General features: G+C 72.4%; 27 protein-coding genes. 3 read left to right on the top strand and 24 right to left on the bottom strand.

Features of this window, described 5'->3' with window-relative positions:
* Window positions 1-2: 2 nt before the first annotated feature.
* The 16 genes from ACQP00_RS07885 to rimP form a co-directional block, all read right to left on the bottom strand.
* Complete coding sequence (locus ACQP00_RS07885; RefSeq protein ID WP_433216480.1) at window positions 3-2,453, bottom strand: polyribonucleotide nucleotidyltransferase; 2,451 nt, start codon at window positions 2,451-2,453, stop codon at window positions 3-5.
* Between the two features lie 214 nt (window positions 2,454-2,667).
* Window positions 2,668-2,937 (bottom strand): 30S ribosomal protein S15, encoded by a 270-nt coding sequence (gene rpsO / locus ACQP00_RS07880; protein ID WP_433216477.1) that lies wholly within the window; start codon window positions 2,935-2,937, stop codon window positions 2,668-2,670.
* Between the two features lie 108 nt (window positions 2,938-3,045).
* On the bottom strand, window positions 3,046-3,993 hold the full coding sequence (locus ACQP00_RS07875; protein ID WP_433216474.1) for a bifunctional riboflavin kinase/FAD synthetase: 948 nt from the start codon (window positions 3,991-3,993) through the stop codon (window positions 3,046-3,048).
* Window positions 3,994-4,021: 28 nt separating this feature from the next.
* Window positions 4,022-4,912: a tRNA pseudouridine(55) synthase TruB gene (truB, locus tag ACQP00_RS07870; protein WP_433216471.1), complete on the bottom strand. Its 891-nt coding sequence runs from the start codon at window positions 4,910-4,912 to the stop codon at window positions 4,022-4,024.
* A gap of 18 nt (window positions 4,913-4,930) precedes the next feature.
* Entirely contained in the window at window positions 4,931-5,848 is a 918-nt protein-coding gene (locus tag ACQP00_RS07865) for a DUF3626 domain-containing protein (protein WP_433216468.1), read from the bottom strand.
* A 26-nt stretch (window positions 5,849-5,874) separates the two neighbouring features.
* Window positions 5,875-7,161: an MATE family efflux transporter gene (locus tag ACQP00_RS07860; protein ID WP_433223760.1), complete on the bottom strand. Its 1,287-nt coding sequence runs from the start codon at window positions 7,159-7,161 to the stop codon at window positions 5,875-5,877.
* Window positions 7,162-7,750: 589 nt separating this feature from the next.
* A complete protein-coding gene (locus ACQP00_RS07855; protein ID WP_433216465.1) occupies window positions 7,751-7,969 on the bottom strand; it encodes a DUF6186 family protein in 219 nt (72 codons plus the stop codon).
* Window positions 7,966-8,367, bottom strand: coding sequence for a hypothetical protein (locus ACQP00_RS07850; RefSeq protein WP_433216462.1), 402 nt, complete (start codon window positions 8,365-8,367; stop codon window positions 7,966-7,968). The genes ACQP00_RS07855 and ACQP00_RS07850 overlap by 4 nt, the downstream gene beginning before the upstream one ends.
* A gap of 40 nt (window positions 8,368-8,407) precedes the next feature.
* Window positions 8,408-9,478: a DHH family phosphoesterase gene (locus ACQP00_RS07845; protein ID WP_433216459.1), complete on the bottom strand. Its 1,071-nt coding sequence runs from the start codon at window positions 9,476-9,478 to the stop codon at window positions 8,408-8,410.
* The gene (gene rbfA / locus ACQP00_RS07840; protein WP_433216456.1) at window positions 9,475-9,954 is read right to left on the bottom strand and encodes a 30S ribosome-binding factor RbfA; all 480 of its coding nucleotides are present in this window, start codon (window positions 9,952-9,954) and stop codon (window positions 9,475-9,477) included. Before rbfA ends, ACQP00_RS07845 begins: the two co-directional genes overlap by 4 nt.
* A gap of 126 nt (window positions 9,955-10,080) precedes the next feature.
* On the bottom strand, window positions 10,081-10,377 hold the full coding sequence (locus tag ACQP00_RS07835) for a DUF503 domain-containing protein (RefSeq protein WP_433216453.1): 297 nt from the start codon (window positions 10,375-10,377) through the stop codon (window positions 10,081-10,083).
* 298 nt (window positions 10,378-10,675) lie between these two features.
* Window positions 10,676-11,098: a hypothetical protein gene (locus tag ACQP00_RS07830; protein ID WP_433216450.1), complete on the bottom strand. Its 423-nt coding sequence runs from the start codon at window positions 11,096-11,098 to the stop codon at window positions 10,676-10,678.
* 83 nt (window positions 11,099-11,181) lie between these two features.
* The gene (gene infB, locus ACQP00_RS07825; protein WP_433223758.1) at window positions 11,182-14,268 is read right to left on the bottom strand and encodes a translation initiation factor IF-2; all 3,087 of its coding nucleotides are present in this window, start codon (window positions 14,266-14,268) and stop codon (window positions 11,182-11,184) included.
* A 157-nt stretch (window positions 14,269-14,425) separates the two neighbouring features.
* Complete coding sequence (locus ACQP00_RS07820; protein WP_433216447.1) at window positions 14,426-14,662, bottom strand: YlxR family protein; 237 nt, start codon at window positions 14,660-14,662, stop codon at window positions 14,426-14,428.
* 146 nt (window positions 14,663-14,808) lie between these two features.
* Window positions 14,809-15,843 carry a transcription termination factor NusA gene (nusA, locus tag ACQP00_RS07815; protein WP_433216444.1) on the bottom strand — a complete coding sequence of 345 codons (1,035 nt, stop codon included), beginning with the start codon at window positions 15,841-15,843 and terminating at the stop codon, window positions 14,809-14,811.
* Window positions 15,840-16,409, bottom strand: coding sequence for a ribosome maturation factor RimP (gene rimP / locus ACQP00_RS07810; protein WP_433216441.1), 570 nt, complete (start codon window positions 16,407-16,409; stop codon window positions 15,840-15,842). Before rimP ends, nusA begins: the two co-directional genes overlap by 4 nt.
* A 208-nt stretch (window positions 16,410-16,617) precedes the next feature.
* Between rimP and ACQP00_RS07805 the strand changes: the two genes are divergently transcribed.
* The gene (locus ACQP00_RS07805) at window positions 16,618-17,106 is read left to right on the top strand and encodes a hypothetical protein (protein ID WP_433216438.1); all 489 of its coding nucleotides are present in this window, start codon (window positions 16,618-16,620) and stop codon (window positions 17,104-17,106) included.
* Complete coding sequence (locus ACQP00_RS07800) at window positions 17,103-17,534, top strand: ferritin-like domain-containing protein (RefSeq protein WP_433216435.1); 432 nt, start codon at window positions 17,103-17,105, stop codon at window positions 17,532-17,534. Before ACQP00_RS07805 ends, ACQP00_RS07800 begins: the two co-directional genes overlap by 4 nt.
* 356 nt (window positions 17,535-17,890) lie before the next feature.
* Here ACQP00_RS07800 and map read toward each other — a convergent pair whose 3' ends face one another.
* Window positions 17,891-18,748, bottom strand: coding sequence for a type I methionyl aminopeptidase (gene map, locus ACQP00_RS07795; RefSeq protein ID WP_433216433.1), 858 nt, complete (start codon window positions 18,746-18,748; stop codon window positions 17,891-17,893).
* A 53-nt stretch (window positions 18,749-18,801) separates the two neighbouring features.
* On the opposite strand from map, the gene ACQP00_RS07790 reads away from it, so the two are divergent.
* Complete coding sequence (locus ACQP00_RS07790) at window positions 18,802-18,987, top strand: hypothetical protein (protein WP_433216430.1); 186 nt, start codon at window positions 18,802-18,804, stop codon at window positions 18,985-18,987.
* Here ACQP00_RS07790 and ACQP00_RS07785 read toward each other — a convergent pair.
* Genes ACQP00_RS07785 through ACQP00_RS07755 form a run of 7 tightly spaced genes read right to left on the bottom strand, consistent with a single transcriptional unit; the run spans window position 18,984 to window position 25,364 of the window.
* Window positions 18,984-19,508 carry a Uma2 family endonuclease gene (locus ACQP00_RS07785; protein WP_433216427.1) on the bottom strand — a complete coding sequence of 175 codons (525 nt, stop codon included), beginning with the start codon at window positions 19,506-19,508 and terminating at the stop codon, window positions 18,984-18,986. The genes ACQP00_RS07790 and ACQP00_RS07785 overlap by 4 nt on opposite strands.
* Before the next feature lie 20 nt (window positions 19,509-19,528).
* On the bottom strand, window positions 19,529-20,248 hold the full coding sequence (locus ACQP00_RS07780; protein WP_433216424.1) for a gamma-glutamyl-gamma-aminobutyrate hydrolase family protein: 720 nt from the start codon (window positions 20,246-20,248) through the stop codon (window positions 19,529-19,531).
* 4 nt (window positions 20,249-20,252) lie between these two features.
* Window positions 20,253-21,155, bottom strand: a complete 903-nt coding sequence (locus ACQP00_RS07775) for an LLM class flavin-dependent oxidoreductase (RefSeq protein WP_433216421.1) — start codon at window positions 21,153-21,155, stop codon at window positions 20,253-20,255.
* 10 nt (window positions 21,156-21,165) lie between these two features.
* Entirely contained in the window at window positions 21,166-21,870 is a 705-nt protein-coding gene (locus ACQP00_RS07770; RefSeq protein WP_433216418.1) for a gamma-glutamyl-gamma-aminobutyrate hydrolase family protein, read from the bottom strand.
* Window positions 21,871-21,878: 8 nt separating this feature from the next.
* Window positions 21,879-22,646 carry a 3-oxoacyl-ACP reductase gene (locus tag ACQP00_RS07765; protein ID WP_433216415.1) on the bottom strand — a complete coding sequence of 256 codons (768 nt, stop codon included), beginning with the start codon at window positions 22,644-22,646 and terminating at the stop codon, window positions 21,879-21,881.
* A complete protein-coding gene (locus ACQP00_RS07760; RefSeq protein WP_433216412.1) occupies window positions 22,647-24,002 on the bottom strand; it encodes an aldehyde dehydrogenase family protein in 1,356 nt (451 codons plus the stop codon). It lies immediately after the preceding gene.
* Between the two features lie 12 nt (window positions 24,003-24,014).
* A complete protein-coding gene (locus tag ACQP00_RS07755; RefSeq protein WP_433216409.1) occupies window positions 24,015-25,364 on the bottom strand; it encodes a glutamine synthetase family protein in 1,350 nt (449 codons plus the stop codon).
* Window positions 25,365-25,377: the final 13 nt, after the last annotated feature.

Below are 25,377 nucleotides of genomic sequence, written 5' to 3'. Positions count from 1 at the left end.
GATCAGTCGCGCCGGCTGCGCCGACGACGGAACTCGCCGTCCTCGCCCGACGGCGCGCCCTCACCGGACGGCGCGCTCTCGCCACCCTCGCCACCTTCGGCGGAGGCAGCCCGCGGGGCGCGGTCGCCACCGCGGTCGCCGCGGTCACCACCACGGTCGCCGCGGTCACGGCGCGGGCCACGGTCGCCGCGGTCGCCACGGTCACCACCACGGTCGCCGCGGGGCTCACGGGCCGGACGCTCGCCGCCCTCGGCCGGCGCCGGCGGCTGCTCGCCCTCGGCCAGGACCTTGTCGAGGTAGATCTTGCCGCGGTTGTCGATGTCCGCGATCTGCACCTCGACCTTGTCGCCGACGTTGAGGAAGTCCTCGACCTTGTCGACCCGCTTGCCGTTGCCCACCTTGGAGATGTGCAGCAGGCCGTCGCGGCCGGGCAGCAGCGAGATGAAGGCGCCGAACGCGGCCGTCTTCACCACGGTGCCGAGGAACTTGTCGCCGACCTTGGGCATGGTCGGGTTGGCGATCGCGTTGATCCGCTCCACGGCGGCCTCGGCCGACGGGCCGTCGGTCGCGCCGACGTAGATCGTGCCGTCGTCCTCGATGCTGATCTCGGCGCCGGTCTCGTCCTGGATCGCGTTGATGGTCTGACCCTTGGGCCCGATCACCATGCCGATCTTGTCGACCGGGATGCGCACCGTGGTGACCCGCGGCGCGTACTGGCTCATGCCCGCCGGCGACTCGATGGCCTCGGCCATCACGTCGAGGATGACGTGCCGCGCGTCGTGGGCCTGCTGCAGGGCGCCGGCCAGCACGTCCGACGGGATGCCGTCGAGCTTGGTGTCCAGCTGCAGCGCGGTGACGAACTCGCGGGTGCCGGCGACCTTGAAGTCCATGTCGCCGAACGCGTCCTCGGCGCCGAGGATGTCGGTCAGCGTGACGTAGGACGTCTTGCCGTCGACCTCGTCGGAGATGAGGCCCATCGCGATGCCCGCGACCGGCGCCTTCAGCGGCACACCGGCCGACAGCAGGGCCATCGTGGAGGCGCAGACCGAGCCCATGGACGTCGAGCCGTTGGAGCCCAGCGCCTCGGAGACCTGCCGGATCGCGTAGGGGAACTCCTCGCGGGTCGGCAGGACCGGGATCAGCGCCCGCTCGGCCAGCGCGCCGTGGCCGATCTCGCGGCGCTTGGGGGCGCCGACGCGGCCCGTCTCACCGGTCGAGTACGGCGGGAAGTTGTAGTTGTGCATGTACCGCTTGGACTTCTCGGGCGCGAGGGTGTCCAGCGTCTGCTCCATGCGCAGCATGTTCAGCGTGGTGACGCCCAGGATCTGGGTCTCGCCGCGCTCGAACAGCGCCGAGCCGTGCACGCGGGGCAGGACCTGCACCTCGGCGGTCAGCGGCCGGATGTCGCGCGGGCCGCGGCCGTCGATGCGGACCTGCTCGCGCAGCACGCGGGCACGGACCTCGTTCTTCGTCAGCGACCGCAGCGCGGCGCCGATCTCCTTCTCGCGCCCCTCGAGCTGGCCGCCGACCCGCTCGAAGGCGGCCTCCTTGATCCGGTCGAGGGCCTCCTCGCGCTCCGCCTTGCCGGCGATGCGCAGGGCCTCGGCGACCTCGTCCTTCACCGCGCCGGCGACGGCCTCGTAGGCGTCGGGCTGGTAGTCGAGGAAGGTCGGGAACTCCTGCACCGGCTTGGCCGCGACGTCGGCCAGCTCGGCCTGGGCCCGGCACAGCTCGCGGATGGCGGGCTTGGACGCCTCGAGACCGCCGGCGACGACCTCCTCGGTCGGCGCGGGCGCGCCGCCGGCCACGAGGGCGACGGTGTGCTCGGTGGCCTCGGCCTCGACCATCATGATGGCGACGTCACCGTCGGGCAGGACCCGGCCGGCCACGACCATGTCGAAGGTGGCGCGGGCCAGCTCCTCGACGGTCGGGAACGCCACCCACTGCCCGTCGATGTGGGCCATGCGGGTCGCGCCGATCGGGCCGGAGAACGGCAGGCCCGAGAGCTTGGTCGACAGTGAGGCGGCGTTGATCGCCACGACGTCGTACGGGTGGGCCGGGTCGAGCGCCAGCACCGTCTCGACGACCTGGACCTCGTTGCGCAGGCCCTTGACGAAGGACGGGCGCAGCGGGCGGTCGATGAGGCGGCAGGTGAGGATCGCGTCCTCGCTGGGGCGGCCCTCACGGCGGAAGAACGAGCCCGGGATGCGCCCGGCCGCGTACATCCGCTCCTCGACGTCCACCGTCAGCGGGAAGAAGTCGAACTGGTCCTTGGGCTGCTTGCCGGCCGTGGTGGCCGACATGACGACGGTCTCGCCGAGCTGGGCGAGCGCCGAACCGGCCGCCTGCCGCGCGAGGCGCCCGGTGGAGAACGTGATCTCCCGGGTGCCGAACGAGCCGTTGTCGATGACGGCCTTGCTGCTGTGAGTACCGAGAGTGCTTGGCTCGGTCATGTGTGGAATTGCTCCCTTTGGGTCGTTGGTTCGCCCTGGCGGAGCTGTCTGCGGCCGGTCTTCGATCGAAGCTCACGGGGTGTGTCCTTCACCCGGAAGCCACTACCGAGGACCGGTGCGCCGACCCGCTCGGCGGGGCGCTGCCATTCCAGTGTGTCACTACTCGACGGGGGAGCGCCGAATGTCGGCTACTCCCCCGTGAGTGCGTGTCGTGTTATCGCCGCAGGCCGAGGCGCTCGATGAGCGAGCGGTAGCGGGCGATGTCGCTGCGCTGCAGGTAGTTGAGCAGGCGGCGGCGACGGCCGACCAGCAGCAGCAGGCCGCGCCGGCTGTGGTGGTCGTGCTTGTGCTGCTTGAGGTGTTCGGTCAGATCCGCGATCCGCTTGGTCAGCATCGCCACCTGGACCTCCGGCGAACCGGTGTCACCCTCAACGGTGGCGTACTTGCCCATGATCTCGGTCTTCTGCGCAGAGTCGAGCGCCATGTTCTCCCTTTACCGTGGATTCAATCGGCCGGCTCCCGCGGCGTCGTGCAGGCAGCCTGACCCCCGCCGGTCACCCGGCGTCAACCCAAGGCTAACAGACGGCCCGGTTCAGTCCCGAATCGGACCATTGCGCAGCACCTCGCGGGTCTGCTCGACGTCCTCGCCGATCTGCGCGATCAACGGCTCGATCCCCGTGTACACCCGCTGCTCCCGGAGGCGGTCGGCGAAGTCGAGGCTGACCCGCTCGCCGTACAGGTCGCCCTGGAAGTCCAGGACGAAGGCCTCGACCCGGCGCTCCTTGCCGGAGAACGTCGGGTTGGTGCCGATCGACACCGCGGCCGGCAGCCGGACCCCGTCCCGCTCCCGGATGAGCCAGGCGGCGTAGATGCCGTCGGCCGGCACCGCCGCCCGGGCCGGAACGAGCAGGTTGGCGGTCGGGTACCCGAGCTCCCGGCCGCGCTGGTCACCGCGCACGACGACGCCTTCGAGCCGGTGCGGCCGCCCGAGCGCCCGCGCCGCGGCCACCACGTCCCCCGCGTCCACGCAGCTGCGGATGTAGGTCGAGGAGAACACGGTCCCCTCGTCGGCGACGAGGGGCGCACCCTCGACGGCGAACCCGAACGTCCGCCCGAGCCGCGTCAGCAGCTCCACGTCGCCGGCCTGCTTGTGCCCGAACCGGAAGTTCTCCCCCACCACGACCAGCGCGGTGTGCAGGTGCTCGACGAGCGCGTCGTGCACGAACTCCTCGGGCGAGAGCCGCGAGTACTCCGCGGTGAACGGGATGACACACAGCACGTCGACCCCGAGCGCCTCGATCAGGTCCGCCTTGCGCGCCGGCTCGGTCAGCACGGCGGGGTGCGACCCGGGCCGCACGACCTCGGCCGGGTGCGGGTCGAACGTGACCACGACGGACTGCACGCCGAGCTCCCCGGCCCGCTTCACGGCGTGGCCGATGATCTGCTGGTGACCGCGGTGGACACCGTCGAAGACCCCGATCGTCGTGACCGCGCGGCCCCAACCGCCGGGTGCTGCCTGCGTTCCCCGCCACCGCTGCATGCCCTGAGCGTACTTGCCCGCGCGGCGGCTACGGCACCAGGACGATCTCGGGGCGCGCCCTGCCGTCGCGCTCCTGGACGATCGCGAGCACCGTGCCGTCCGGGGCGAACACCGCGTACGGCTCCGCGAGCCCGATCGGCGCCAGCGGCCCGCCGTGGGACAGGATCTTCGCCTCTTCGTCGTCGGCGTCGCGGCGGGCGAAGCAGCGGTCGGCGGCGGCCGGCAGGGGCATCGTCACCGGGTCCTCGCGCTCGGCCAGCTCGTCCAGCGTGGCCGCCTCGGCGAGGGTGAACGCGCCCACGGCCGTGCGCCGCAGCGCGGTCAGGTGCCCGCCGACGCCCAGCGCCCCGCCCAGGTCGCGCGCGAGGGCGCGGATGTACGTGCCGGACGAGCAGGCCACATCCACGTCCAGGTCCACGTGCGCGCCCGCGCGCCGTACGGCCAGCACGTCCAGCCGGGAGACGGTGACCGGGCGGGCGGCGAGCGCGACCTCCTCGCCCTGGCGGACCCGGTGGTACGAGCGCACGCCGTTCACCTTGATCGCCGACACCGAGCTGGGGACCTGGAGGATGTCGCCGCGCAACGGGGCCAGCGCGGTCTCGATCTCGGCGTCCTCGACGGTCGACGCGTCCGTGCGCGCGACCACCTCGCCCTCGGCGTCGTCGGTGATCGTGGCCTCGCCGAGGCGGATCGTCGCGGCGTACTCCTTGGTGCTGCCGATCACGTAGGTCAGCAGCCGGGTCGCCTTCTCCACGCCGATGATCAGCACGCCGGTCGCCATCGGGTCCAGGGTGCCGCCGTGCCCGACCCGCCGCGTCCGCGCGAGCCGGCGCATCCGGGACACCACGTCGTGCGAGGTCATGCCGCCCGGCTTGTCGACGACGACAAGGCCGCCCGCGGTCGCCGCCTTCGAAGCCATGCGCGACACCCTAGCGTTTCAGCCGTACTGGACCAGGCAGTGCCACAGGTACTTGAGCAACTGCAGCACCTCGGCCGGCGTCCCGTAGGCCGCCCAGTCCTGCGGCGCGCGCGCGGCCACGCCGATCAGCGCCGGGTCCACCGCGTCGACCCCGGAGCGCGCACACAGCTCGCGCGCCAGGACCGGCACCTCGGGCCCGCGGAAGTCGTCCGGGATGTGCGCGGGCGCGAGGCGAAACCCGGTCCGCCACTCCACGGCCAGCCCGTAGCGCTCGGCGAGGGTGGTGGCGGCTTCGGCGGTACCACATCCGGAGCCCTTGAAACTGTCGTCCAGGACGAGCGCCTCGACATCGTCGGCCAGTCGCACCGGCCCGTGGATCTGGGCCTCCACGTAGTCGTCGAGCGCGCGTCCGGGCCCGGCGAGCCGTGGCCGGTGCAGCGCGTCCGCGCCGTGGTGCGCGTGCAGTGCGGCGAGCACCGCGTCGAACGCGTCCGCGGTGCCGGCCTCGGTCGGCTCCCGCGCGCTGTCCCCGAACGTGAACGTCGCCCACGCGTTGACGTGCGGACGCAGCCGCAGATGCGCGGACCCGAAGCGCGGCGCGGCGCCGTCGTCGTGGTGCAGCAGGTTGAGCGCCCCGTACTTGGGCCGGTCGGCCGCGCGGACGCCCGGCCGCTGGTAGGCGCCGCCGAACATGCGCTCCTCCCAGCGGTCGCGGTCGCCGCCCGGGAACGCGGTCAGCCCGCCGTTGGAGATGCCGGTCTCGAACTGGCTGCGGAACCGCCCGTCGGCCACGAGCCCCTGCAGGACGGTCCCGGCGCCGGCACTTCGATCGGGGTGGAAGTTGATCGTGATCACCGCCGCGCTCCCGAGCGGCGTCCGCGCACTGCCCCGGCGGCGGACGTAATCGAGCGCCGCCAATTGAGCCTCCGTCAACACCGCGCCAGCGTACGGCGCCGCCGCGTTCAGCGGACGGCGCCCGCCACCGCCCACCGGTCGCCCGCGAGGCGCCAGAGCAGCCCGGCCAGGCGCAGCGCGATGAACAGCGTCAGCGCCATCCACACGCCGCGCAGCCCGGCGTCGAGGAAGTAGGCCAGCCAGATACCCGGCAGGAACCCGCCCAGGGCGCTGACCAGCGTGAGATTGCGCAGGTACCCGACGTCCCCCGCGCCCAGGAACACCCCGTCCAGGGCGAACACGACCCCCGCCGCCGGCATCATCGCCACGAAGAACCACCACGCGTGGCGGGCCTGCGCGTAGACCTCCGGATCGGCGCCGAACCACGGCCGCACCGCCAGCAGCGCCGCCGCCACCAGCAGCGCGAACACGCCCCCCGCGACCAGCCCGGCGGCGGAGATGCGCCGCGCCAGGTGGCGGGCCTCGGCCACCCGTTCGCCCCCGAGCGCCGCGCCGACCAGCGACTGCGCCGCGATCGCCAGCGCGTCGAGCGCCAGCGCGGTGAAGAAGAACAGCTGGATGGCGATCTGGTGGGCGGCCAGCGCGGCGTCGCCGAAGCGTGCCGCGACCGCCGACGCCGAGAGGAAACAGGCCTGGAACGCCGCACCGCGCAGCAGCAGGTCGCGCCCGAGCGCGAGCTGCCGCCCGATCACGGCGAACTGCGGCCGCAGCGGGACCTGCTCGGAGACCAGGGCGCGCACGAACAACAGGCCGACGACGGTCTGCGCGGTCACGTTGGCGACGGCCGAGCCGATCAGGCCGAGGCCCGCCGGGTACACCAGCAGCGGGCACAGCGCCGCCGACAGCGCGTTCGCGGCGAGCACGTAGTACAGCGGGCGGCGGGTGTCCTGCACGCCGCGCATCCAGCCGTTGCCGGCGGTGCCGAGCATGAGCCCGGGTGCGCCCAGGGCGGCGATGCGCAGCCAGCTCTCGGCGTTGGACGCGACGACGCCCGCCCCGCCCGCGAGGGCGCGGGTGAGCGGGCCGGCCGCGGCCTCCAGGACGAGGAGGATGACCAGGCCACCGCCGAGGGCGAGCCAGGACGCCTGGACGCCCTCCTCCACCGCCTCCGCGCGCTGGCCGGCGCCGAAGCGGCGGGCGGCGCGGCCGGTGGTGCCGTACGCCAGCACCGTGCCCAGCCACACCGCGAACGACATGACGGAGCCGCCGATGGCCAGGCCGGCGAGCTGGGAGCGCCCGAGGTGGCCGACGACGGCGGTGTCGACGAGGACGTAGAGGGGTTCGGCGGCGAGTACCACGAGCGCCGGAAGGGCCAGCGCGGCCACCCGGCGCATCGTCGGAGCCTGATCGACCGTCACCCGGTCATCGTAAGGTCAAGCTCGGCCGACGGCACTTACAACGTGACGTGGCACAACCTCCGGGAAACCGTGACGTCGCGCAGGGCGTCCCGGCTTCCCGGAGCTTGTGTCAGCTGGGCTCAGCCCCGGCGGTCCATCGACATCTGCAGGGCGGCGCGGGCGCGCTCGCGGGTGTCGGTGGCCGGCTCCTGCGGCTTCGGCTGGGGCTTCTGCTGGTCAGGCATGACGCTGGTCTCCTCTGTGGCATGGTGCTGATGGTCGGTGCTTGCTCGGTCGCGCCGGGGTCACCGGGAGACACGTGCGGCACACGCCAAGGAGACCGACGTGGGTGTTGTCGGCCTGTTGACACTGGTTGTCGCGCACGTTGTTCCTCGCTTCCGGCGAAATGGATCGGGCCTAGTCACCCGCCGCCGGAGTCCGCTGCTACGAGCGGTGCGCCCGGGGCGGGCAGCGAAGAATTCGTACTGTGCGCATACGACTAAGTTATCGTTCAGTTCCAGCATGTGCGACGTTATCCCGCGATCTGGAACCGGCGTGTCGCGCGGCAGCTGATCAATACCGCAGCTCAGCGGGCCAGCAGGTGCCAGCCCAGCCACCACCAGAACCCGAACATGGCGATCCGCCCGACGGGCAGCGGCCCCACCCGGTAGCGCATGACGACCCCGCACACGTCGCCCAGGCTCGGCACCCGCGACCCCTCGCGCCGGGACGCGATCTCGACCGCCGCGACGAGCCCGAGCGACACCGTGAACAGCACCGCGACGAGCACCTGACCGGCGCTCATCGCCGCACCAGCGCCCAGAAGCCCCACAGCCACCCGAAGTACGCCCCCGCGCGCGCCCAGTAGTGCTCGAGGACCGGATCGGCCAGGCGGGACAGCGTCGGGTACGCGTGCGAGCCGCCCAGAAACGTCACGCCCTCGACCACGCCGAAGAGCAGCAGCGGCACCAGCCACCAGGCGGCGCCGCGGGTCAGCCGGGGTGGCGAGGGCCGGCGCGGCACCGTGGCCGCCGTGCCGAGCCAGAACAGCGCCCCACCTGTGGCCAGGACGAGCAGGTTGGCCCGCAGCCCGAACGACGGTGAGGCGCCCCCGACCAGCGCGATCAGCGCGAAGACGGGCGTGAGCACAACCGGCCGGGCCCAGGCCCGGTCGACCTCCGCGGCGAGCTCCGGTCGGTCCATGAATCGATTGTCACCGCAATGGATGCCCGCGATCCAGCCGTTATAGCCCGGAGATTCTCCCGGAGTTCACCCTGACCCCGCCGGGCAGCGAAGGAGCCGGCAGCAGACCGCGGATCGCGTCGACCACGTCCTCGACCGTGCCGGAGGCGCTGAAGCCGGCCGCGAAGCGGTGCCCGCCCCCACCCAGCGCCACCGCCACCGCGGCGACGTCCACGCCGCCCTTGCTGCGCAGCGAGACCGACCACTCCCCGGCCCGCACCGGCTTGACCACGCACGCGACGTCGGCCTCGGCCACCGGACGCACGCTGTCGATGAGCGCCTCCACGGCCGCCGGCGGCTGCGCGTGCGCGGCGAGGTCCTCGACGGTGAGGTACGTCCAGGCGAACCCCAGCCCGCCCGCACCGGACGGCTCGAGCACCAGGCGCGACAGCGCGACGCCGAACAGCCGCAGCGCCCCGACCGGCCGGGTGTCGAAGAGGCGCCGGGAGATGTCCCCGACCGGGATGCCGGTGGCGATCAGCCGCGCCGCCAGCTCGTGCACGGCCGGCGTGACCGAGGCGAACTTGAACGACCCGGTGTCGGTCGCGAGCGCGACGTACAGGCATTCGGCGATGTCGGCGGTGAGCGGTACACCCAGACGGCGCAACAACCCGTCGGACAATACGGACGTCGCGGCGGCCGCCGGGTCGACGAGATTGATGGCCCCGAAGCGCGGGTTGGAGGCGTGGTGGTCGAGCACGATGCCGACGGGCGCGGCCCGCAGCCGGTCGGCCAGGCCGCCGAGCCGTTCGATGCTCGCCACGTCGAACACGAGCATCGCGTCCGGGGCCGGATCGGCGTCCTCCTCGGCCACGAGCAGCTCGGCGCCGGGCAGCGTGTCGAACGGCGCGGGCACGACCAGCGGCCCCGGGAACGTCGCCGCGAGCCGGTCGAAGCCGAGCGTGCGCAGCCCGAGGGCGACCCCCAGCATGCTGCCGAGCGCGTCGCCGTCGGGGTTCACGTGGCAGGCGAGCAGGACCCGCGCGCCGGGCGGCAACCCGTGCACCGCCGCGACGGCCGCCGCCCAGTCAGCGGCGGCCGCGGGGTCGTCCCCCGCGGCCGCGGCGCTCATCCCCGGTCCCGGCCCACGACGACCTCGTCGTCGGCCTCGAGGTCGTCCGCGTCGGACTCGTCTTCGAGCTTGTACGGCTGCGGGTCGCCCGCGTAGTGCGCGCCGGCCGCGAGGCGCTGCACCTCGGCGTCGGCGCTACGGGCGCTGGCCAGCAGCTCGTCGATGTGCTTGACCTGGTCGGACACGTCGTCGTGGACGAACGCGAGGCTGGGCGAGTGCCGCAGCCCGAGCGCCTTGCCGACGGTCGAGCGCAGCAGGCCCTTGGCGCTCTCCAGGGCGGCCGCGGTGCCCGCCTGGGCCGCCGCGTCGCCGAGCACCGTGTAGAACACCGTCGCCTCGCGCAGATCGGCCGTGATCCGCGCGTCGGTGATCGTGATCATGCCCAGCCGCGGGTCCTTGATCTGCGTCCGCACCACCGATGCGACCAGTTCCCGCACGCGCTCCGCGTGCCGCCGCACCTTCGCCGGATCCGTCATCTCGAACACCTCCGCAGCCAAACGGCCGACCGCCGGCCCTGGGACCGGCCCGCCGGACCTGTAGATCTGACCAACGCCTTGACAGTACCCGCGACCCGCCCGTGAGGCCGCTTCCCGAAGCCAGGTTTACTCGTCGTCGTCACCGTGCAACCGACGGCGCACGGAGAGCAGTTCCAGCTCCGGGCGCCCGGCCACGGCCCGCTCACACGTGTCGAGCACCTCCCGCACATGCGCCGCCTCGGCGGCCACGACGGCGATGCCGATCTCGGCCCGTCCGGTGAGATCGAGCGCCCCGACCTCGGCCACGGACACCTCGAACTTGCGCAGAAACGCCACGAGCGGCCGCACATATGAGCGCTTGGCCTTCAGCGAGCGCGAGTCCCCGGGCAGAAGAAGGTCGAAGACCGCGGTTCCGGTGTACACGGCGCAAGATCCTAACCGCCGACGGTCCTTTTCGCGCCTGGTTAACGAGCAAAAAACGCGGCTCTTGTACTGCCTGTGCCGCGCCGACCCCCGCAAACGCCCGACTGACCGGCCGGCATTCCGCACCGGCCGGCATTCCGCACCGGCCGGCATTCCGCACCGGCCGGCATTCCGCACCGGCCGGCCGAGCAGCGCGGGTGGCCCGCCGCCGGGGCGACCGGCGACCCGGACAGGCGCCCGGACAGGCGGCCGGACAGGCGCCCGGACAGGCGCCGGTCGAGGGGGCGCGCAGCCGTGGCTAGGCGACCAGCAGCGGGGGCTCCTCGGTCGTCGTCAGCGGCGGTTCGAGCGGCGGCCGCGCCACGATCGGCGGCTCCGGCTCGATCGGCACCGCCGCGGCCCCGGCCGCCGGCAGTGGACCCCGCCGGCGCGGGTGGACGGCGCCGGCACTGCCTCCGCGCCCGCGGTACACGTAAAGGGAGTCGGGAGCCACCGCGTCCAGCGCGGCGATCACCGCGGGCAACTGCCGGAACCGCTGCCAGTCGGCCTCGTCGGCGAACCCGAGCTCGAAGACCACCCCGAAGTCCTCGGAGCGGAAGGCCCAGTCCCGGGCCCCGTGGGTCAGCGCGGCCTCGATGAGGGCCGGGCTGTACGCGTCACGCCACGCTCGCGCCGGGTACTCCCCGTCGCGCACCTCGATCGACCACCACGACAGATCCATAATGTGATTCAGGTTACGCCGCGGACCTGAGAAGCCAAAGGGGGCCGCGGCGAACCGCGACCCCCTTCTCGTCATGCCGGCGATCAGGTGCGGGGCTTCTCCCGAAGCTCCCACGTCTCGACGACGTCCCCGACCTGAATGTCGTTGTACGACCCGAGCGTGATACCACACTCGAAGCCCTCGCGGACCTCGGTCGCGTCGTCCTTGAAGCGGCGCAGGCCGGCGATCGTCAGGTTGTCGGCCACCACCGCCCCGTCCCGCATCAGGCGCGCCTTGGTGTTGCGCCGGATCAGGCCGGTGCGGACGATGCAGCCCGCGATGTTGCCGAACTTGGACGAGCGGAAGACCTCGCGGATCTCCGCCGTGCCGAGCTCGACCTCCTCGTAGACCGGCTTGAGCAGGCCCTTGAGCGACGACTCGATGTCCTCGATGGCCTGGTAGATGACGGTGTAGTACCGGATCTCCACGCCCTCGCGGTCGGCCAGGTCGCGCGTGCGGCCCTCGGCCCGCACGTTGAACCCGATGATGATCGCGTCCGAGGCACTGGCCAGGTTGACGTCGTCCTGCGTGACCGCACCGACACCGCGGTGGATGATCCGCAGCTGGACCTCGTCCGAGACGACGATCTTGACCAGCGCGTCCTCGAGCGCCTCGACCGAGCCCGAGCCGTCACCCTTGAGGATGAGGTTGAGCGTGGTCTTCTCGCCCTGCTTGAGCTGGTCGAACAGCGTCTCGAGGGTGACCCGGCCGGTACGGGCGGCCATCTCGGCCGCGCGCCGGCGAGCCTGCCGCTGCTCGGCGATCTGGCGCGCGGTGCGGTCGTCGTCGGCGGCGAGGAACGTGTCGCCGGCGCCGGGCACCGAGGTCAGGCCGAGCACGAGGACCGGACGGGCCGGACCCGCGTGCGGCACGGGCTTGCCGTTCTCGTCGAGCATCGCGCGGACGCGTCCGTAGGCGCGGCCGGCGACGATCGAGTCACCGACGTTGAGCGTGCCCTTCTCCACCAGGACGGTGGCGACCGGGCCGCGGCCGCGGTCGAGGTGCGACTCGATCGCGATGCCCTGGGCCTGGCCGTCGATCGGCGCGCGCAGGTCGAGCGCGGCGTCGGCGGTCAGCAGGATGGCCTCGAGCAGCCCGTCGATGTTGATCCGGCTCTTGGCCGAGATGTCGACGAACATGGTCTCGCCGCCGTACTCCTCGGCCACCAGGCCGTACTGCGTGAGCTCCTGCCGCACCTTGGCCGGGTTGGCCTCGGGCTTGTCGATCTTGTTCACCGCGACCACGATCGGCACCTCGGCCGCCTGGGCGTGGTTGAGCGCCTCGATGGTCTGGGGCATCACGCCGTCGTCGGCCGCGACCACCAGCACCACGATGTCCGTGGCCTGCGCACCACGGGCACGCATGGCGGTGAACGCCTCGTGACCCGGGGTGTCGATGAAGGTGACCGCGCGGTCCTCTTCCTCGTGCTGGACGTGGACCTGGTACGCACCGATGTGCTGGGTGATGCCGCCGGCCTCGCCCGCCGCGACGTTCGTCTGGCGGATCGCGTCGAGCAGCTTCGTCTTACCGTGGTCGACGTGACCCATGACGGTCACGACCGGCGGCCGGACGACCAGGCGCTCCTCGTCCACATCGGCATCGAGGTCGATGTCGAAGCGGGCCAGCAGCTCGCGGTCCTCGTCCTCGGGGCTGACGATCTGCACGTCGAAGCCGAGGTGCTCGCCGAGCAGCTCCAGGGTCTCGTTGGTGCACGACTGCGTCGCGGTCACCATCTCACCCAGGTTGAACATCTCCTGGACGAGCGAGCCCGGGTTGGCGTTGATCCGGTCGGCGAAGTCCGACAGCGACGCACCCTGCGGGAGGCGGATCGTCTGACCCTGACCCCGCGGGGCGCCCGAGCCCATGGTGGGCGCGGAGAGGTTGTCGAACTCCTGTCTGCGCTGCTTCTTCGACTTGCGGCCACGCGTCGGACGGCCACCCGGACGCCCGAAGGCACCCGCGGCACCGCCGCCACGGCCACGACCACCGGCGCCACCGCCGGGACGACCGGCGCCGGCACCCGCGGGCGCTCCGCCGCCGCCACCGGGGCCACCGCGGTAGCCACCGCCACCGCCGGCACCGCCGCCGCCACCGGGACCGCCACGGAAGCCGCCGCCACCGCCGCCGCCCCCACCGGGACCGCCACGGAAGCCGCCACCGCCGCCACCGCCACCGGGACCGCCGGGACGGCCTGCGCCGCCACCGCCGGGACCGCCGCGGAAGCCGCCACCGCCGCCACCGGGACGACCGGGACGGTCACCGCCGGGGCCACCGCCGGGACGACCGGGCCGCTGGCTCGGCATCTGCGACGGGTTGGGCCGCGGGCCGCCCATCTGCGACGGGTTGGGCCGCGGCGGCATGGAGGACGGGTTGGGCCGGGGAATGTTGCCGGGTGTCGGCGGGCGCGGCGAAGCGCCGCCGGACACGCCGAACGGGTTGTTGCCGGGCGAGCGGGCCGGCGGGCGGTTGCCCTGACCGGGACGCGGGCCCTGGCCCGGACGCGGACCGCCCGGAGCCGGAGCGCCACCCGACGGACCCTGCGCGGGTCCGGGACGCGGGCCCGGCGCGGGCGCGCTGGGCGCACCGCCGGACGGCGCCGGGGTGTCCCGGCGCGGGTTCTCCCGCTCCCGCTGACGGGCCTGCTGGGCGGCCTTCATGGTCGCTTCCTGCTCGGCCTTCAGCGCGGCGGCGCGCTGCTCGGCCGCCTGCACCTCGATGTCGTGCGCACTCGTCGGCTTCACGGCCGGCGGGGTCGGACGCGGCGGCCCGGGCACGGGGCCACGGCCGCCCCCACCCTTTCCTTCGGAGCCGCTCGATCCGCCACCCGCGGGCGGCTGGGGCCGCTTCGGGGGCGCGAAGGGTTTCGCCGCTGGAGACGGCGTCGGACGTGGGGCCGTCGGAACGGGCGTCGACGACGGGGTCGACGCGGACGGCGCTGGGGGTGCCGAGGGCGCCGGAGCGGACCCTCCACCGTTTTCGAAGCTCGCACGCAGACGGCGCGCCACGGGCGCCTCGACCGTGCTGGATGCGGACTTCACGTACTCGCCAAGCTCTTGCAGCTTCGCGAGCACGGTCTTGCTTTCGACCCCGAGCTCTTTTGCAAGCTCGTGTACGCGGGCCTTGCCTGCCACTACACTCCTCACCTCGAGGCCGGGCGGCAAGTTCCGCTCCGACCTCACTCGTGCACTTGAAGCCTGGTCATCTCAGGGACTTCATCGTGTGCTCATGTCCGTCGTCCTACCTTGCGATCCGGGTGGGGCGTCGCGCTCCCACCATCGGCGGTTCCGGTCACTGCGTATGCTCCGGCTCCGTCACCGCCGCCGAGGCGACGGCTTCGGCCAGCGGGCCGGTGTCGAAGACCCCGGTGACGCGCAGAGCCCGCCCGAAGGCGCGCCGGCGCTCCGCTAGCGCGAGGCAAGCCGGATCGGGATGCAGGTGCGCGCCCCGGCCCGGCCGTCTGCGAGCCGGATCGGGGACAGCCTCGAACTGGTCGGGGCCGGTCTCGATCGCGACAAATCGCAGCAACTCGGAGGATGACGCACGCTTCCGGCATCCGATGCAGGTGCGAACCGGTTGCTCTCGATCTGCGGTCCGAACGGGCTCAGCTCGATCGGGTGCAGCCGGAATCGCGGGCATGCCAGCCGGGGGCGTGCGACGTACCGTCAAGAAGTCTACCCTGCACTTTCGGCGCGTGCCGCGCCCGGTCCGGTGACGTGATCGACGTTGCCCTCCGGAGCGTTGTCCGGTCTGATATCGATCCGCCATCCGGTGAGCCGCGCGGCGAGCCGCGCGTTCTGGCCCTCTCTGCCGATGGCCAGGGAAAGTTGGAAGTCGGGAACGGTCACCCGGGCGGCCCTGTTGGCCGCGTCGACGACCTCCACGTTGAGCGCTTTCGCGGGAGAAAGGGCATTTCCGACGAACTGCGCGGGGTCCTCGGACCAGTCGATAATGTCGATCTTCTCACCGTGCAGCTCGCTCATGACCGCGCGGACGCGCTGCCCCATCGGGCCGATGCAGGCCCCCTTCGCGTTCACCCCCGCGACCGTGGAACGGACCGCGATCTTGGTGCGGTGGCCGGCCTCGCGGGCGATGGCGGCGATTTCGACGGTACCGTCGGCGATTTCCGGCACTTCCAGCGCGAAGAGGCGCTTCACCAGATTCGGGTGGGAGCGCGAGAGCGTCACCTGCGGGCCGCGGAAGCCCTTGGCCACGTGCACCACGATCGCCTTGATCCGCTGGCCGTGCTCGTAGCGCTCGCCGGGCACCTGCTCGGCCGCCGGGAGCATCCCCTCGATCTTGCCGAGGTCGATCGTCACGATGCCCTTCTCGGCCCGCGCCTCGTGCGCCTGGATCACGCCGGTGACCAGGTCGCCGTCGCGCCCGACGTATTCGCCGAAGTGGGCCTCGTCGGTCGCCTCGCGCAGCCGCTGCAGGATCACCTGCTTGGCCGTCATCGCGGCGATGCGCCCGAAGTCGTGCGGGGTGTCGTCGTACTCGCGCACGATCGACCCGTCCTCGTCGACGTCCTGGGCGAGCACCGAGGCGGCGCCCGTGCGCCGGTCGATCTCCACCCGGGCGTGCGGGTTGGCCCCGTCCGTGTGCCGGTAGGCGGTCAGCAACGCCGTCTCGATCGCCGCCAGGATGGTCTCGAACGGGATCTCGCGCTCGCGCTCCAGTGCGCGGAGGGCCGCAAGGTCGATGTTCACTTCCCGTCCTCCCCTTCCTCGTCGTCGTCTACGTCTGCGTCTTCGTCGATCTCTTCGTCATCGCCCTCGAGCTCGTCGTCCTCGGGGTCGGGCAGCTCCGCGAGGCGCTTGAGCTCCACCTCCACCCGGCCGGGGCCCAGCTCGCCGTAGGGATGGGTGCTCTTCGCCCCGTCCACGTCGAGCGTCACGCCGGTCTCGCTCGCGGCCGTGATGCGGCCGGTCACCTCGCGGCCGGCGACCTTCACCTTCACCAGCCGGCCCCGATTGCGCCGCCAGTGCCGCGGCAGGGTCAGCGGCCGCTCGACACCCGGCGAGCCGACCTCCAGCTCGTACTCCCCCGCGATCAGCTCGTCGCCCTCGGCCTCGGCCTTGTCCAGCGCGGTGGAGATGCTGCGGGACAGCTCGGCCACGGCGTCGAGGTCGACGCCGCTGTCGCTGTCGACCGCGATGCGCAGCAGGTGCCGCCGCCCGACCCGGGTGACGGTGAGGTCCTCGAGGTCGAATCCACCGGCCGCGACGACCGGTTCGACCACCGCGAGGAGGCGCTGTCGATGCTGCTGCGCCATAGATCGACACCCCTCCCGATAGCGCCTCCACGGGCGCACGGCTCAATGCCGCCTGCGCCGAAGCGCGCGGGCGGCTCGTGCAGAGCGTAACGCGGCGCGCCGGGCGGCGTCCCCTCGGCGCTCCGAACGCCACCCGGCAGCGCCATCTACCAGCGCCTTCAGAGGGCGGGTGCGCGGCGAGGGGCGCCGATGGTGTTCACTGTTGCCCGTGCCACTCCGTCGACGCGCCCTGCTTGCCGCCGCGGCGGCCGCGACCGCGTCGCTGGCGGGCTGCGATCTCGGCGGCGATCCCGAGGACCCGCCGTACGACCCGACGAGCGACGCCCTCATGCCGCTGCTGAGCCGCACCGTCGCGCTGCGCGGGCGCTACGGCGAGGTCCTGACCGCCTTCCCGGCCCTGCAGGACCGGCTCGGCCCGCTCAAGGACGACCACGACCAGCACGTGATCGCGCTGGCCCGGGAGATCGGGCTGCCCGAGCGGGGGCCGTTCCCGGCGCCCAGCGGCTCGCCGGCGGTGACGGCCTCGGCCGGCCCGGTGCCGGGCGACCAGTCGGCGGTCCTCACCGAGCTGCAGAAGCTGGAGCAGGACGGCCGCGAGGACGCGGAGGGCGCCTGCCTGGCCGCCCCGTCCTACCGGGCCGCCCTGCTCGGCTCGATCGCCGCCTGCCGGGCCGGGCACCAGGAGGTCCTGAAGTGACGCCGGCCGACGAACGCCTGGTGGCCGCGCTGCAGGCCGAGCACGCCGCCATCTACGGCTACGGCGTGCTGGGGCCCAAGCTCGACGGCGCGACGATCGGCCTGGCCCGGGCGGCCGACACGGCCCACCGCGGCCGCCGCGACGCGCTGCTGGTCCGGCTGACCAGCGACGGGGTCACCCCGCCGCCGACCGCGGCCTCCTACCAGCTGCCCTTCGCCGTCACCGACCGCGCGGCCGCGCTGAAGCTCGCCGTCCAGCTGGAGGACCGCACCGCGGCCCAGTGGCGCCTGGCGCTGCCGGCCACCGACGGCGACGTACGCAAGATCGTGCTGGACGCGCTCATCGACTGCACCACGCGCGCGGTCGCGTTCCGCAAGGCGGCCGGCAGCACGCCACTGGTGCCCGCGTTCCCGGGCAAACCGGACTGAAGCCCCTCTACTCCCGAACTTGTGCCACAGCAAGGCCGCGTCACTCCATCGGGCTGTCCGCTCCGCGACGATCGTTGCATCACGCCACGAGCGTCTAGACGAGAGGAGGGCCAGACATGCGCCGCACCGCGTGGGCCGGTCCGACGATGCAGCCGCGTCGTTAATCAGAACGCCGTCTCGTGAACCTGCCGTCTCGGGGTTTCCACTCCTCCCGAGACGGCCCAGGTTCCTGAAGCACCGGATGGTCTGTCTGGCAGCGGTGTATGCCGCGTTATGTCCTGAAGAGCGGTGGGGGAGCTTCGCTCCACCCACACCCCCTCAAGACCGCACCTGATCCGACCGGCGGCAAGCTGAGCCTAGGGCAGGGTGAGGATTTCGTAGCCGTCCTCGGTGACGACGATCGTGTGCTCGAACTGGGCCGTCCACTTGCGATCCTTCGTCACCACCGTCCAGCCGTCGCGCCACATGTCGTACTCGTGCGTCCCGAGCGTGATCATGGGCTCGATGGTGAAGGTCATCCCCGGCTCCATGATCGTGGTCAGCCGGGGGTTGTCGTAGTGGGGCACGTAGAGCCCGGTGTGGAACACCTCGTTGATGCCGTGCCCGGTGAAGTCGCGCACGACGCCGTAGTGGAAGCGCTTGGCGTAGGCCTCGATGACCCGCCCGATCGCGTTGAGCGGGCGCCCGGGCGCGACCGCGCGGATGCCGCGCATCATCGCCTCCTTGGTCCGCTCGACCAGCAGCCGGTCCTCCTCGGCGACGTTGCCGACGCAGAACGTCGCGTTGGTGTCGCCGTGCACGCCGCCGATGAACGCGGTGACGTCGACGTTGAGGATGTCCCCGTCCTCGATCACCGTCGAGTCGGGGATGCCGTGGCAGATCACCTCGTTCAGCGAGGTGCAGCAGGACTTCGGGAACCCCTTGTAACCCAGCGTCGACGGGTACGCCCCGTTGTCGCACAGGAACTCGTGCACGACCCGGTCGATCTCGTCGGTCGTGACCCCCGGCTCGGCGTGCTTCCCGGCCAGCTCGGTCGCCTGCGCCGCCAGCCGCGACGCCACCCGCATCCGCTCGATGATCTCCGGCGGCTGCACGTCGGACCCGCGGTGCTTGGCCGGCGCCCGCTTGCCGACGTACTCGGGCCGCACGATGTCAGCGGGAACCTGACGCCGGGGCGTCTGCGTGCCGGGGGCGAGCGGGGCGCGAACCTTCATGGCCAGAAGCCTAACGCGCATCAACTCCCGCTTGTCCGGGTAACCACCCAGGCATGATCGACGACGAACGCATCCGCGAGCGGGCCGACCTGCTGCCGGAGGAGCTCGCCGCGGGCTCCGACGACCCCGAGGCCCAGGCCGAAGCCGTCCTGCAGGACTCCGACGACCGCGAGGGTTACCGCGAGACCGCGCCCGACCTGCGCATCGAACACCGCACCTCCGACGAGGCCGCCTCCTAACCCTCGGCGAGCAGCGCCTTCACCGACACCTCACGGGTCAGCACGTATTGGCCGTCGCGCAGTTCGTGCATCAGGACGACGTGGCCCTCCGCCGTCTGTTCCACGCGCCAGTACTGCGGAATCCCGGCCCGCGCGTAAACCCGCGGCTTGAGCATCCGGTCCATGTCGCCGGACGTCGGCGACACCACCTCGACGACGGTCTGCACGATGGCGGCGGACTGTTCGTTGACGGAGTCGTCGACGACCGCGCCGGCCCGTAGCACGGCGATGTCCGGGATTCGGTAATTGGCGTCGTCGATCACGACGCCAATTCCGGGTATTGCCTCCAGCTCACCGCGGCTGAGGTGCAGGAGCAGGTCGCGCTCCACCCGCTGGTGGCCGACGGACGGTGGCGGAACCACCAGGAGCACCCCTTCGTGCAGCTCGAAGCGCATGCCCTCGACGTCGTCCAGTGCGACGACGTCCGCCACGGTCCAGCCGGAGGCCGAGATTTGACGGTCGAGCAATTCGGCTTTCCTCACTGTGCAGAGGGTATCAGCTATTAGGGCCGTGTGGCCACTTGGTCGCGGTGGGCCCGGGCGGCCTCGACGAAGGCGGCGAAGAGGCGGAAGTCCGTGGTGTCCTCGGGGTGCCACTGCACGCCCACCGCGAACGCCTTCGCCGGGTCCTCGACCACCTCGATCAGGTCGTCCTCCGGGCACCAGCCGGTCGGGACCAGGCGCCCCGGGTCGGCGCAGCCCTGGTGGTGGAACGAGTTCACGATCACCGCGTCGCCCAGGATCGCGGCGGTGCGGGAGCCGCGTGCCAGCCGTACCGGATGCTCGCCGAACTTCGGCCCGCTCACCGGGCGGTGGTTGTGGTGCCCGAGGACGTCGGGGAGGTGCTGGTGCAGGCGCCCGCCGTAGGCGACGCACATGAGCTGCATGCCGCGGCAGATGCCGAACAGCGGCAGGTCGGCGTCGAGCGCGGCCCGCATGAGCAGCAGTTCGGCGGCGTCCCGCTCCGGCTTGACCTTGGTGGTGGCGTGCGGGGGCTCGCCGTACAGGTCGGGGTTCACGTCGGAACCGCCGGTGAACATGATGCCGTGCAGCCCGTCGAGCACGTCGGCGTCCGGGTCGTCGGGGGTGACCAGCACCGCCCGGCCGCCCGAGGCGTGCACCGCGTGGACGTAGGAGAGCGGCAGGACCGCGGAGAAGGTGTCGTTGAGCCCGAAGCGGGTTTCCTCGGCGTACGTGGTCAGGCCGATGACCGGTCGCGACATGACCTCAACTTAGCCCCCGCGGGGTGAGGTTGTGCAGGATGTCCATGGCCCGTGCCTCGGCCGCCTCCGGGTCCAGGTCAGGGCCGGCGACGGTGGGGTCGAAGTTGAGGTCGTAGAAGATCTCGGTGACACCCTGGGTGGCGAGCCACGCGACGTCCTCGCGGATCTTCTCCCAGGAACCGGACAGGAAGTCGCGTCCGGGCCGGAACAGCGAACCGCGGCACACGATGCGCACGTCGTCCGGGTCGCGGCCGGCCTTCTCCGCGCCCGCGCGGACGAGGTCGATGTCCTGGGCGATGGTCGACAGGTCGTGGGCGCTGCGCGACACCCAGCCGTCGGCGATCTCGCCGGCCCGGCGCAGGGCGGCCGGCACGGTGCCGCCGAGCAGGATCGGCACGCCGTCCTCCTGGGCCGGCTTGGGGTGCATCCGACCGGCGGGCACGGTGTAGAACTCGCCGTCGAACGCGCTGACGTCGTCGCGCCAGAGGGTGCGCAGTACCGACACGAACTCACGCGTCCGCGCGGGCCGTCGCTCCGCGCTGGCGCCGACCGCGGTGAACTCGGCGTCCGACCATCCGGTGCCCAGGCCGAGATCGATCCGCCCGCCGCTGAGGACGTCGAGGCTGGCGATCTGCTTCGCGAGGTACACCGGATGCACGAACGGCACGTTGATCACGGCGACGCCGAGGCGCACCGTCTGCGTCCGCGCGGCCGCGAACGCCAGCGCGACGACCGGGTCGAGCACGCTGCGGTACACCGGGTCGACCTGCTGATCCTCGCCGACGAACAGGCGCTGGAAGCTCCACAGGGAGTCGTACCCCTGGTGCTCCGCCGCCACCGCCACCCGACCCAGCCGCTCCGGTGTGGCCCACGTGCCCGACACCGGCAGCCCGAACCCGATTCGCATGTCAGTCAACCTACCCAGAAGCGCGCATTCCCACCGCCGCCACGAGGGCCTCGAACGGACGCGGGTCGCCCATCTCCTCCGGGTGCCACTGCACGCCGAGCACGAAGCGCCGGTCGGGGTCCTCGACCGCCTCGATCACGTCGTCGTCCGCCCACCCCGTGACGCTGAGCTTGCCGGGCGAGTCGATGGCCTGGTGGTGGTACGAGTTCACCTCGGCCGCCGGGCCGAAGATCTGCTCCGCGCGGGAGCCGGGCGCGAAGTGGGCCGGGTGCGCGCCGTACACCCCGGGCGCCGGCTGGTGCCGCCCGTTGCCGAGCACGTCGGGCAGGTGCTGCAGCAGCGAGCCGCCGTACGCGACGGCGAGCAGCTCCATGCCGCGGCACACGCCGAGCACCGGCAGGTCGGCGTCGAGCGCGGCGGCGAGCAGGGTGAGCTCCCCCGCGTCGCGGTCGGGGCGGGTCTTGGTGGTCGGGTGCGCGTCCGCGCCGTACCGGGCGGGCTCGATGTCGGCCCCACCGGCGAGGACGAGGCCGTCGAGGCGCCCGATCAGCGCGGCCGCGTCGTCGAGATCATCCGGCGGGAGGACGACGGGCCGGGCGCCGGCCGCGCGCACCATCCGCACGTACGCCTCCGGCACCAGCACCGCGCGGGTGTCCCACACGCCCCACCGCGCCGCCTCGACGTACGCGCTGATCCCCACGATCGGTCGGTTCATGATCAGCCCTACAGCGGTGTGACGTAGGCGCCGGTGATGCCGCCGTCCACGAGGAAGGTCGAGGCGGTGATGAAGGAGGCGTCGTCGCTCGCCAGGAACGCCACCGCGCCCGCGATCTCCTCGGGGGTTCCGAAGCGCCCCATGGGTACGTGCACGAGCCGCCGCTGCGCCCGCTCGGGGTCCTTGGCGAACAGCTCCATGAGCAGCGGCGTCGCGATCGGTCCCGGGCACAGCGCGTTGACCCGCACGCCCTGCCGCGCGAACTGCACCCCGAGCTCGCGGGTCATCGACAGCACGGCGCCCTTCGACGCGGTGTACGCGATCTGCGACGTCGCCGCCCCGAGCAGGGCCACGAAGCTCGCCGTGTTGATGATCGAGCCCTTGCCCTGGGCGAGCATGTGCGGCAGCGCGTACTTGCAGCAGTAGTACACGCTGGTGGTGTTGACCTTGAGCACCCGCTCCCAGGCCTCGACGCCGGTGTCGAGGATCGAGTCGTCGTCCGGCGGCGAGATGCCCGCGTTGTTGAACGCGATGTCCACCCGCCCGTGCCGCTCGGCGACCCCGTCGAACAGGGCCTTGACCGCGGCCTCGTCGGCGACGTCGACGGCCACGAACTCGCCGCCCACCTCGGTCGCGGCGGCCTTGCCGGCCTCCTCGTTGAGGTCGACCGCGATCACCTTGGCGCCCTCGGACGCGAAGCGGCGCGCGGTCGCGAGCCCGATGCCGCTGCCGGCCCCGGTGATGACCGCGACGCGGTCCTGCAGACGTGGCTGCACCTATACCTCCGTGCTGAAGAAGACGTTCTTGACTTCACAGAACGCGGCGACCGCGTCCGGGCCGAGCTCGCGGCCGAGACCGCTCTGCTTGACCCCGCCGAACGGGGTCCAGTACCGCACCGAGGAGTGCGAGTTCACGCTGAGGGCGCCGGTCTCCACGCCCCGCGCGACGCGGATGCCCCGGCCGAGGTCGCGGGTCCAGATCGAGCCGGACAGGCCGTACTCGGTGTCGTTGGCCAGCCGTACCGCCTCGTCCTCGTCCTCGAAGCGCAGGACGGACAGGACCGGGCCGAAGATCTCCTCGCGCCAGTGGCGGTCGTCGGTGGACCGGGCGGTGAGAACGGTCGGCGCCATCCAGTAGCCGGGGCCGTCCGGGGCGCTGCCGCGGAAGGCGACCGCGTCGTCGTCCACATAGGACCGGACGCTGGCCCGCTGCCCGGCCGAGATCAGCGGGCCCATCTGGGCCGACTCCAGGGCCGGGTCCTCGCAGCGGAACGCCTTCACCGACTCCTCGAGCCGGGCCATGAACTCGTCGTAGACGCTCGCCTGCACCAGCAGCCGCGACCGCGCGCAGCAGTCCTGGCCGGCGTTGTCGAACACCGAGCCGGGCGCGGACGCGGCCGCCTTGTCCAGGTCGGCGTCGGCGAACACGATGTTGGCGCTCTTGCCGCCCAGCTCCAGGGTCACCCGCTTCACCTGCTCGGCGCAGCCGGCCATGATGCGCTTGCCGACCTCCGTGGAGCCCGTGAAGCAGACCTTGCGCACCAGCGGATGCGTGACGAAGCGCTGGCCGACGATGGAGCCCTTGCCCGGCAGTACCGTGAAAACGCCCTCCGGCAGGCCCGCCTCCAGGGCCAGCTCGCCCAGCCGGATCGCGGTCAGCGGGGTGAGCTCGGCCGGCTTGAGGACCACGGTGTTGCCGGCGGCCAGGGCGGGCGCGAAGCCCCAGCCGGCGATCGGCATCGGGAAGTTCCAGGGCACGATGACGCCGACGACGCCGAGCGGCTCGTAGAAGGTGACGTCCAGGCCGCCGGCGACCGGGATCTGGCGGCCGCTGAGCCGCTCGGGCGCGCCCGCGTAGTAGTCCAGGACGTCGCGGACGTTGCCCGCCTCCCAGCGCGCGTTGCCGATCGTGTGCCCGGCGTTGCGCACCTCGAGCTGCGCGAGCTCCTCGTTGTGCGCGTCGACCACGGCCGCGAAGCGGCGCAGCAGCCGCGCGCGGTCGCCCGGCGAGACCGCCCGCCACGTCGCGAACGCCGCGTGGGCGCGCTCGATCGCGGCGTCGGTCTCCGCCTCGGAGAGGGACGGGACCGTCGCCACGACCTGTTCGTCGACCGGCGAGATGACGTCGTGCATGGTTCAGACCCCTTACAACCGCTCGAAGCCCCGCATGAGCTCCCAGTCCGTGACCGCCGCGTCGAACGCTGCCAGCTCGACGCGCGCCATGTTGGCGTAATGCGCGACGACGTCCTCGCCGAAGGCCGCGCGGGCGAGGTCGCTCGACTCCCACAGGGCGAGCGCCTCCCGCAGCGTGGCGGGCACCCGCTCGGCGTCCGCGTCCTGGTAGGCGTTGCCGGTGTAGGCGTCCTCGAGCTCCAGGCCGTTGCGGATGCCGTGCAGCGCGCCCGCGCACAGGGCGGCGATGGCGAGGTACGGGTTCACGTCGGCCCCGGGCACCCGGTTCTCCACGCGCATCGACTGCCCGTGCCCGACGAGGCGCAGCGCGCAGGTGCGGTTGTCCAGGCCCCAGCGCACCGCGGTGGGCGCGAACGAGCCGGCCTGGAAGCGTTTGTACGAGTTGATGTTCGGGGCGTACAGCAGGGTGAACTCGCGCAGCGTGGCGAGGATGCCCGCCATCGCGCCGCGGAACATCGGCGACACCCCGTGCGCGCCGTCGCCCGCGACCGCGGAGCGCCCGTCGGCCCCGCGCAGCGAGAAGTGGATGTGGCAGGAGTTGCCCTCCCGCGCGTTCGGCTTGGCCATGAACGTGATGGAGACGCCCTCCTGCGCGGCGATCTCCTTGGCCCCGTTCTTGTACAGCACGTGGCCGTCGGCGTTCGGCAGCGCGGCGTCGTAGCGGAACGCGATCTCCAGCTGCCCGAGGTTGCACTCGCCCTTGGCGCTCTCGGGGGTCAGCCCGGCGCCGGCCATCTCGTTGCGGATGCGGCGCAGCAGCGGCTCGACCCGCGCCGTCTGCAGCAGCGAGTAGTCGGAGTTGAACAGGGTCACCGGGGTCAGCTCGCGGTACGACTGCCGGAACGCGTCCTCGTAGGACTCCCGGAACGCGACGAACTCCAGCTCGGTGCCGGTCCAGGCGCCGTATCCGGCCTCTCGCAGGGCGTCCAGCTGGGCCTGCAGCACCTGGCGGGGCGAGGCGGTGACCGGGCCGCCGGAGAGCAGCTGGAGGTCGGCCAGGACGAGCGCGGTGCCGGGCTGCCACGGGATGCGCCGCAGCGTGGTGAAGTCCGGGATCATCGCGAAGTCGCCGTAGCCGCCGGCCCAGCTCGACATCGCGTAGCCGTCGACGGTGTTCATGTCGACGTCCACGGCCAGCAGATAGTTGCAGCCCTCGGTGCCGTGCGCGACGACGTCGGCCAGGAAGTGCGCGGCGTGGAAGCGCTTGCCCTGCAGCCGGCCCTGCATGTCCGTGATCGCCACGACGACGGTGTCGATCTCGCCCTCGTCCACGGCGATGCGCAGCTGCTCGACGGTCAACATCGGCTTCCCCTAA

Source organism: Dactylosporangium sp. CS-047395 (assembly GCF_050942185.1).
GTDB lineage: Bacteria > Actinomycetota > Actinomycetes > Mycobacteriales > Micromonosporaceae > Dactylosporangium.
The sequence above is the reverse complement of the archived record's forward strand: the minus strand, read 5'-3'. Positions and strand labels throughout refer to the sequence as shown.

Coding starts and splice junctions, on each gene's coding strand:
- ACQP00_RS07885 (WP_433216480.1), bottom strand. CDS start 2,453: ATGACCGAGCCAAGCACTCTCGGTACTCACAGCAGCAAGGCCGTCATC.
- rpsO (WP_433216477.1), bottom strand. CDS start 2,937: ATGGCGCTCGACTCTGCGCAGAAGACCGAGATCATGGGCAAGTACGCC.
- ACQP00_RS07875 (WP_433216474.1), bottom strand. CDS start 3,993: ATGCAGCGGTGGCGGGGAACGCAGGCAGCACCCGGCGGTTGGGGCCGC.
- truB (WP_433216471.1), bottom strand. CDS start 4,912: ATGGCTTCGAAGGCGGCGACCGCGGGCGGCCTTGTCGTCGTCGACAAG.
- ACQP00_RS07860 (WP_433223760.1), bottom strand. CDS start 7,161: ATGCGCCGGGTGGCCGCGCTGGCCCTTCCGGCGCTCGTGGTACTCGCC.
- ACQP00_RS07855 (WP_433216465.1), bottom strand. CDS start 7,969: ATGAGCGCCGGTCAGGTGCTCGTCGCGGTGCTGTTCACGGTGTCGCTC.
- ACQP00_RS07850 (WP_433216462.1), bottom strand. CDS start 8,367: ATGGACCGACCGGAGCTCGCCGCGGAGGTCGACCGGGCCTGGGCCCGG.
- ACQP00_RS07845 (WP_433216459.1), bottom strand. CDS start 9,478: ATGAGCGCCGCGGCCGCGGGGGACGACCCCGCGGCCGCCGCTGACTGG.
- rbfA (WP_433216456.1), bottom strand. CDS start 9,954: ATGACGGATCCGGCGAAGGTGCGGCGGCACGCGGAGCGCGTGCGGGAA.
- ACQP00_RS07830 (WP_433216450.1), bottom strand. CDS start 11,098: ATGGATCTGTCGTGGTGGTCGATCGAGGTGCGCGACGGGGAGTACCCG.
- rimP (WP_433216441.1), bottom strand. CDS start 16,409: ATGGCGCAGCAGCATCGACAGCGCCTCCTCGCGGTGGTCGAACCGGTC.
- map (WP_433216433.1), bottom strand. CDS start 18,748: ATGAAGGTTCGCGCCCCGCTCGCCCCCGGCACGCAGACGCCCCGGCGT.
- ACQP00_RS07790 (WP_433216430.1), top strand. CDS start 18,802: ATGATCGACGACGAACGCATCCGCGAGCGGGCCGACCTGCTGCCGGAG.
- ACQP00_RS07780 (WP_433216424.1), bottom strand. CDS start 20,248: ATGTCGCGACCGGTCATCGGCCTGACCACGTACGCCGAGGAAACCCGC.
- ACQP00_RS07775 (WP_433216421.1), bottom strand. CDS start 21,155: ATGCGAATCGGGTTCGGGCTGCCGGTGTCGGGCACGTGGGCCACACCG.
- ACQP00_RS07770 (WP_433216418.1), bottom strand. CDS start 21,870: ATGAACCGACCGATCGTGGGGATCAGCGCGTACGTCGAGGCGGCGCGG.
- ACQP00_RS07760 (WP_433216412.1), bottom strand. CDS start 24,002: ATGCACGACGTCATCTCGCCGGTCGACGAACAGGTCGTGGCGACGGTC.
- ACQP00_RS07755 (WP_433216409.1), bottom strand. CDS start 25,364: ATGTTGACCGTCGAGCAGCTGCGCATCGCCGTGGACGAGGGCGAGATC.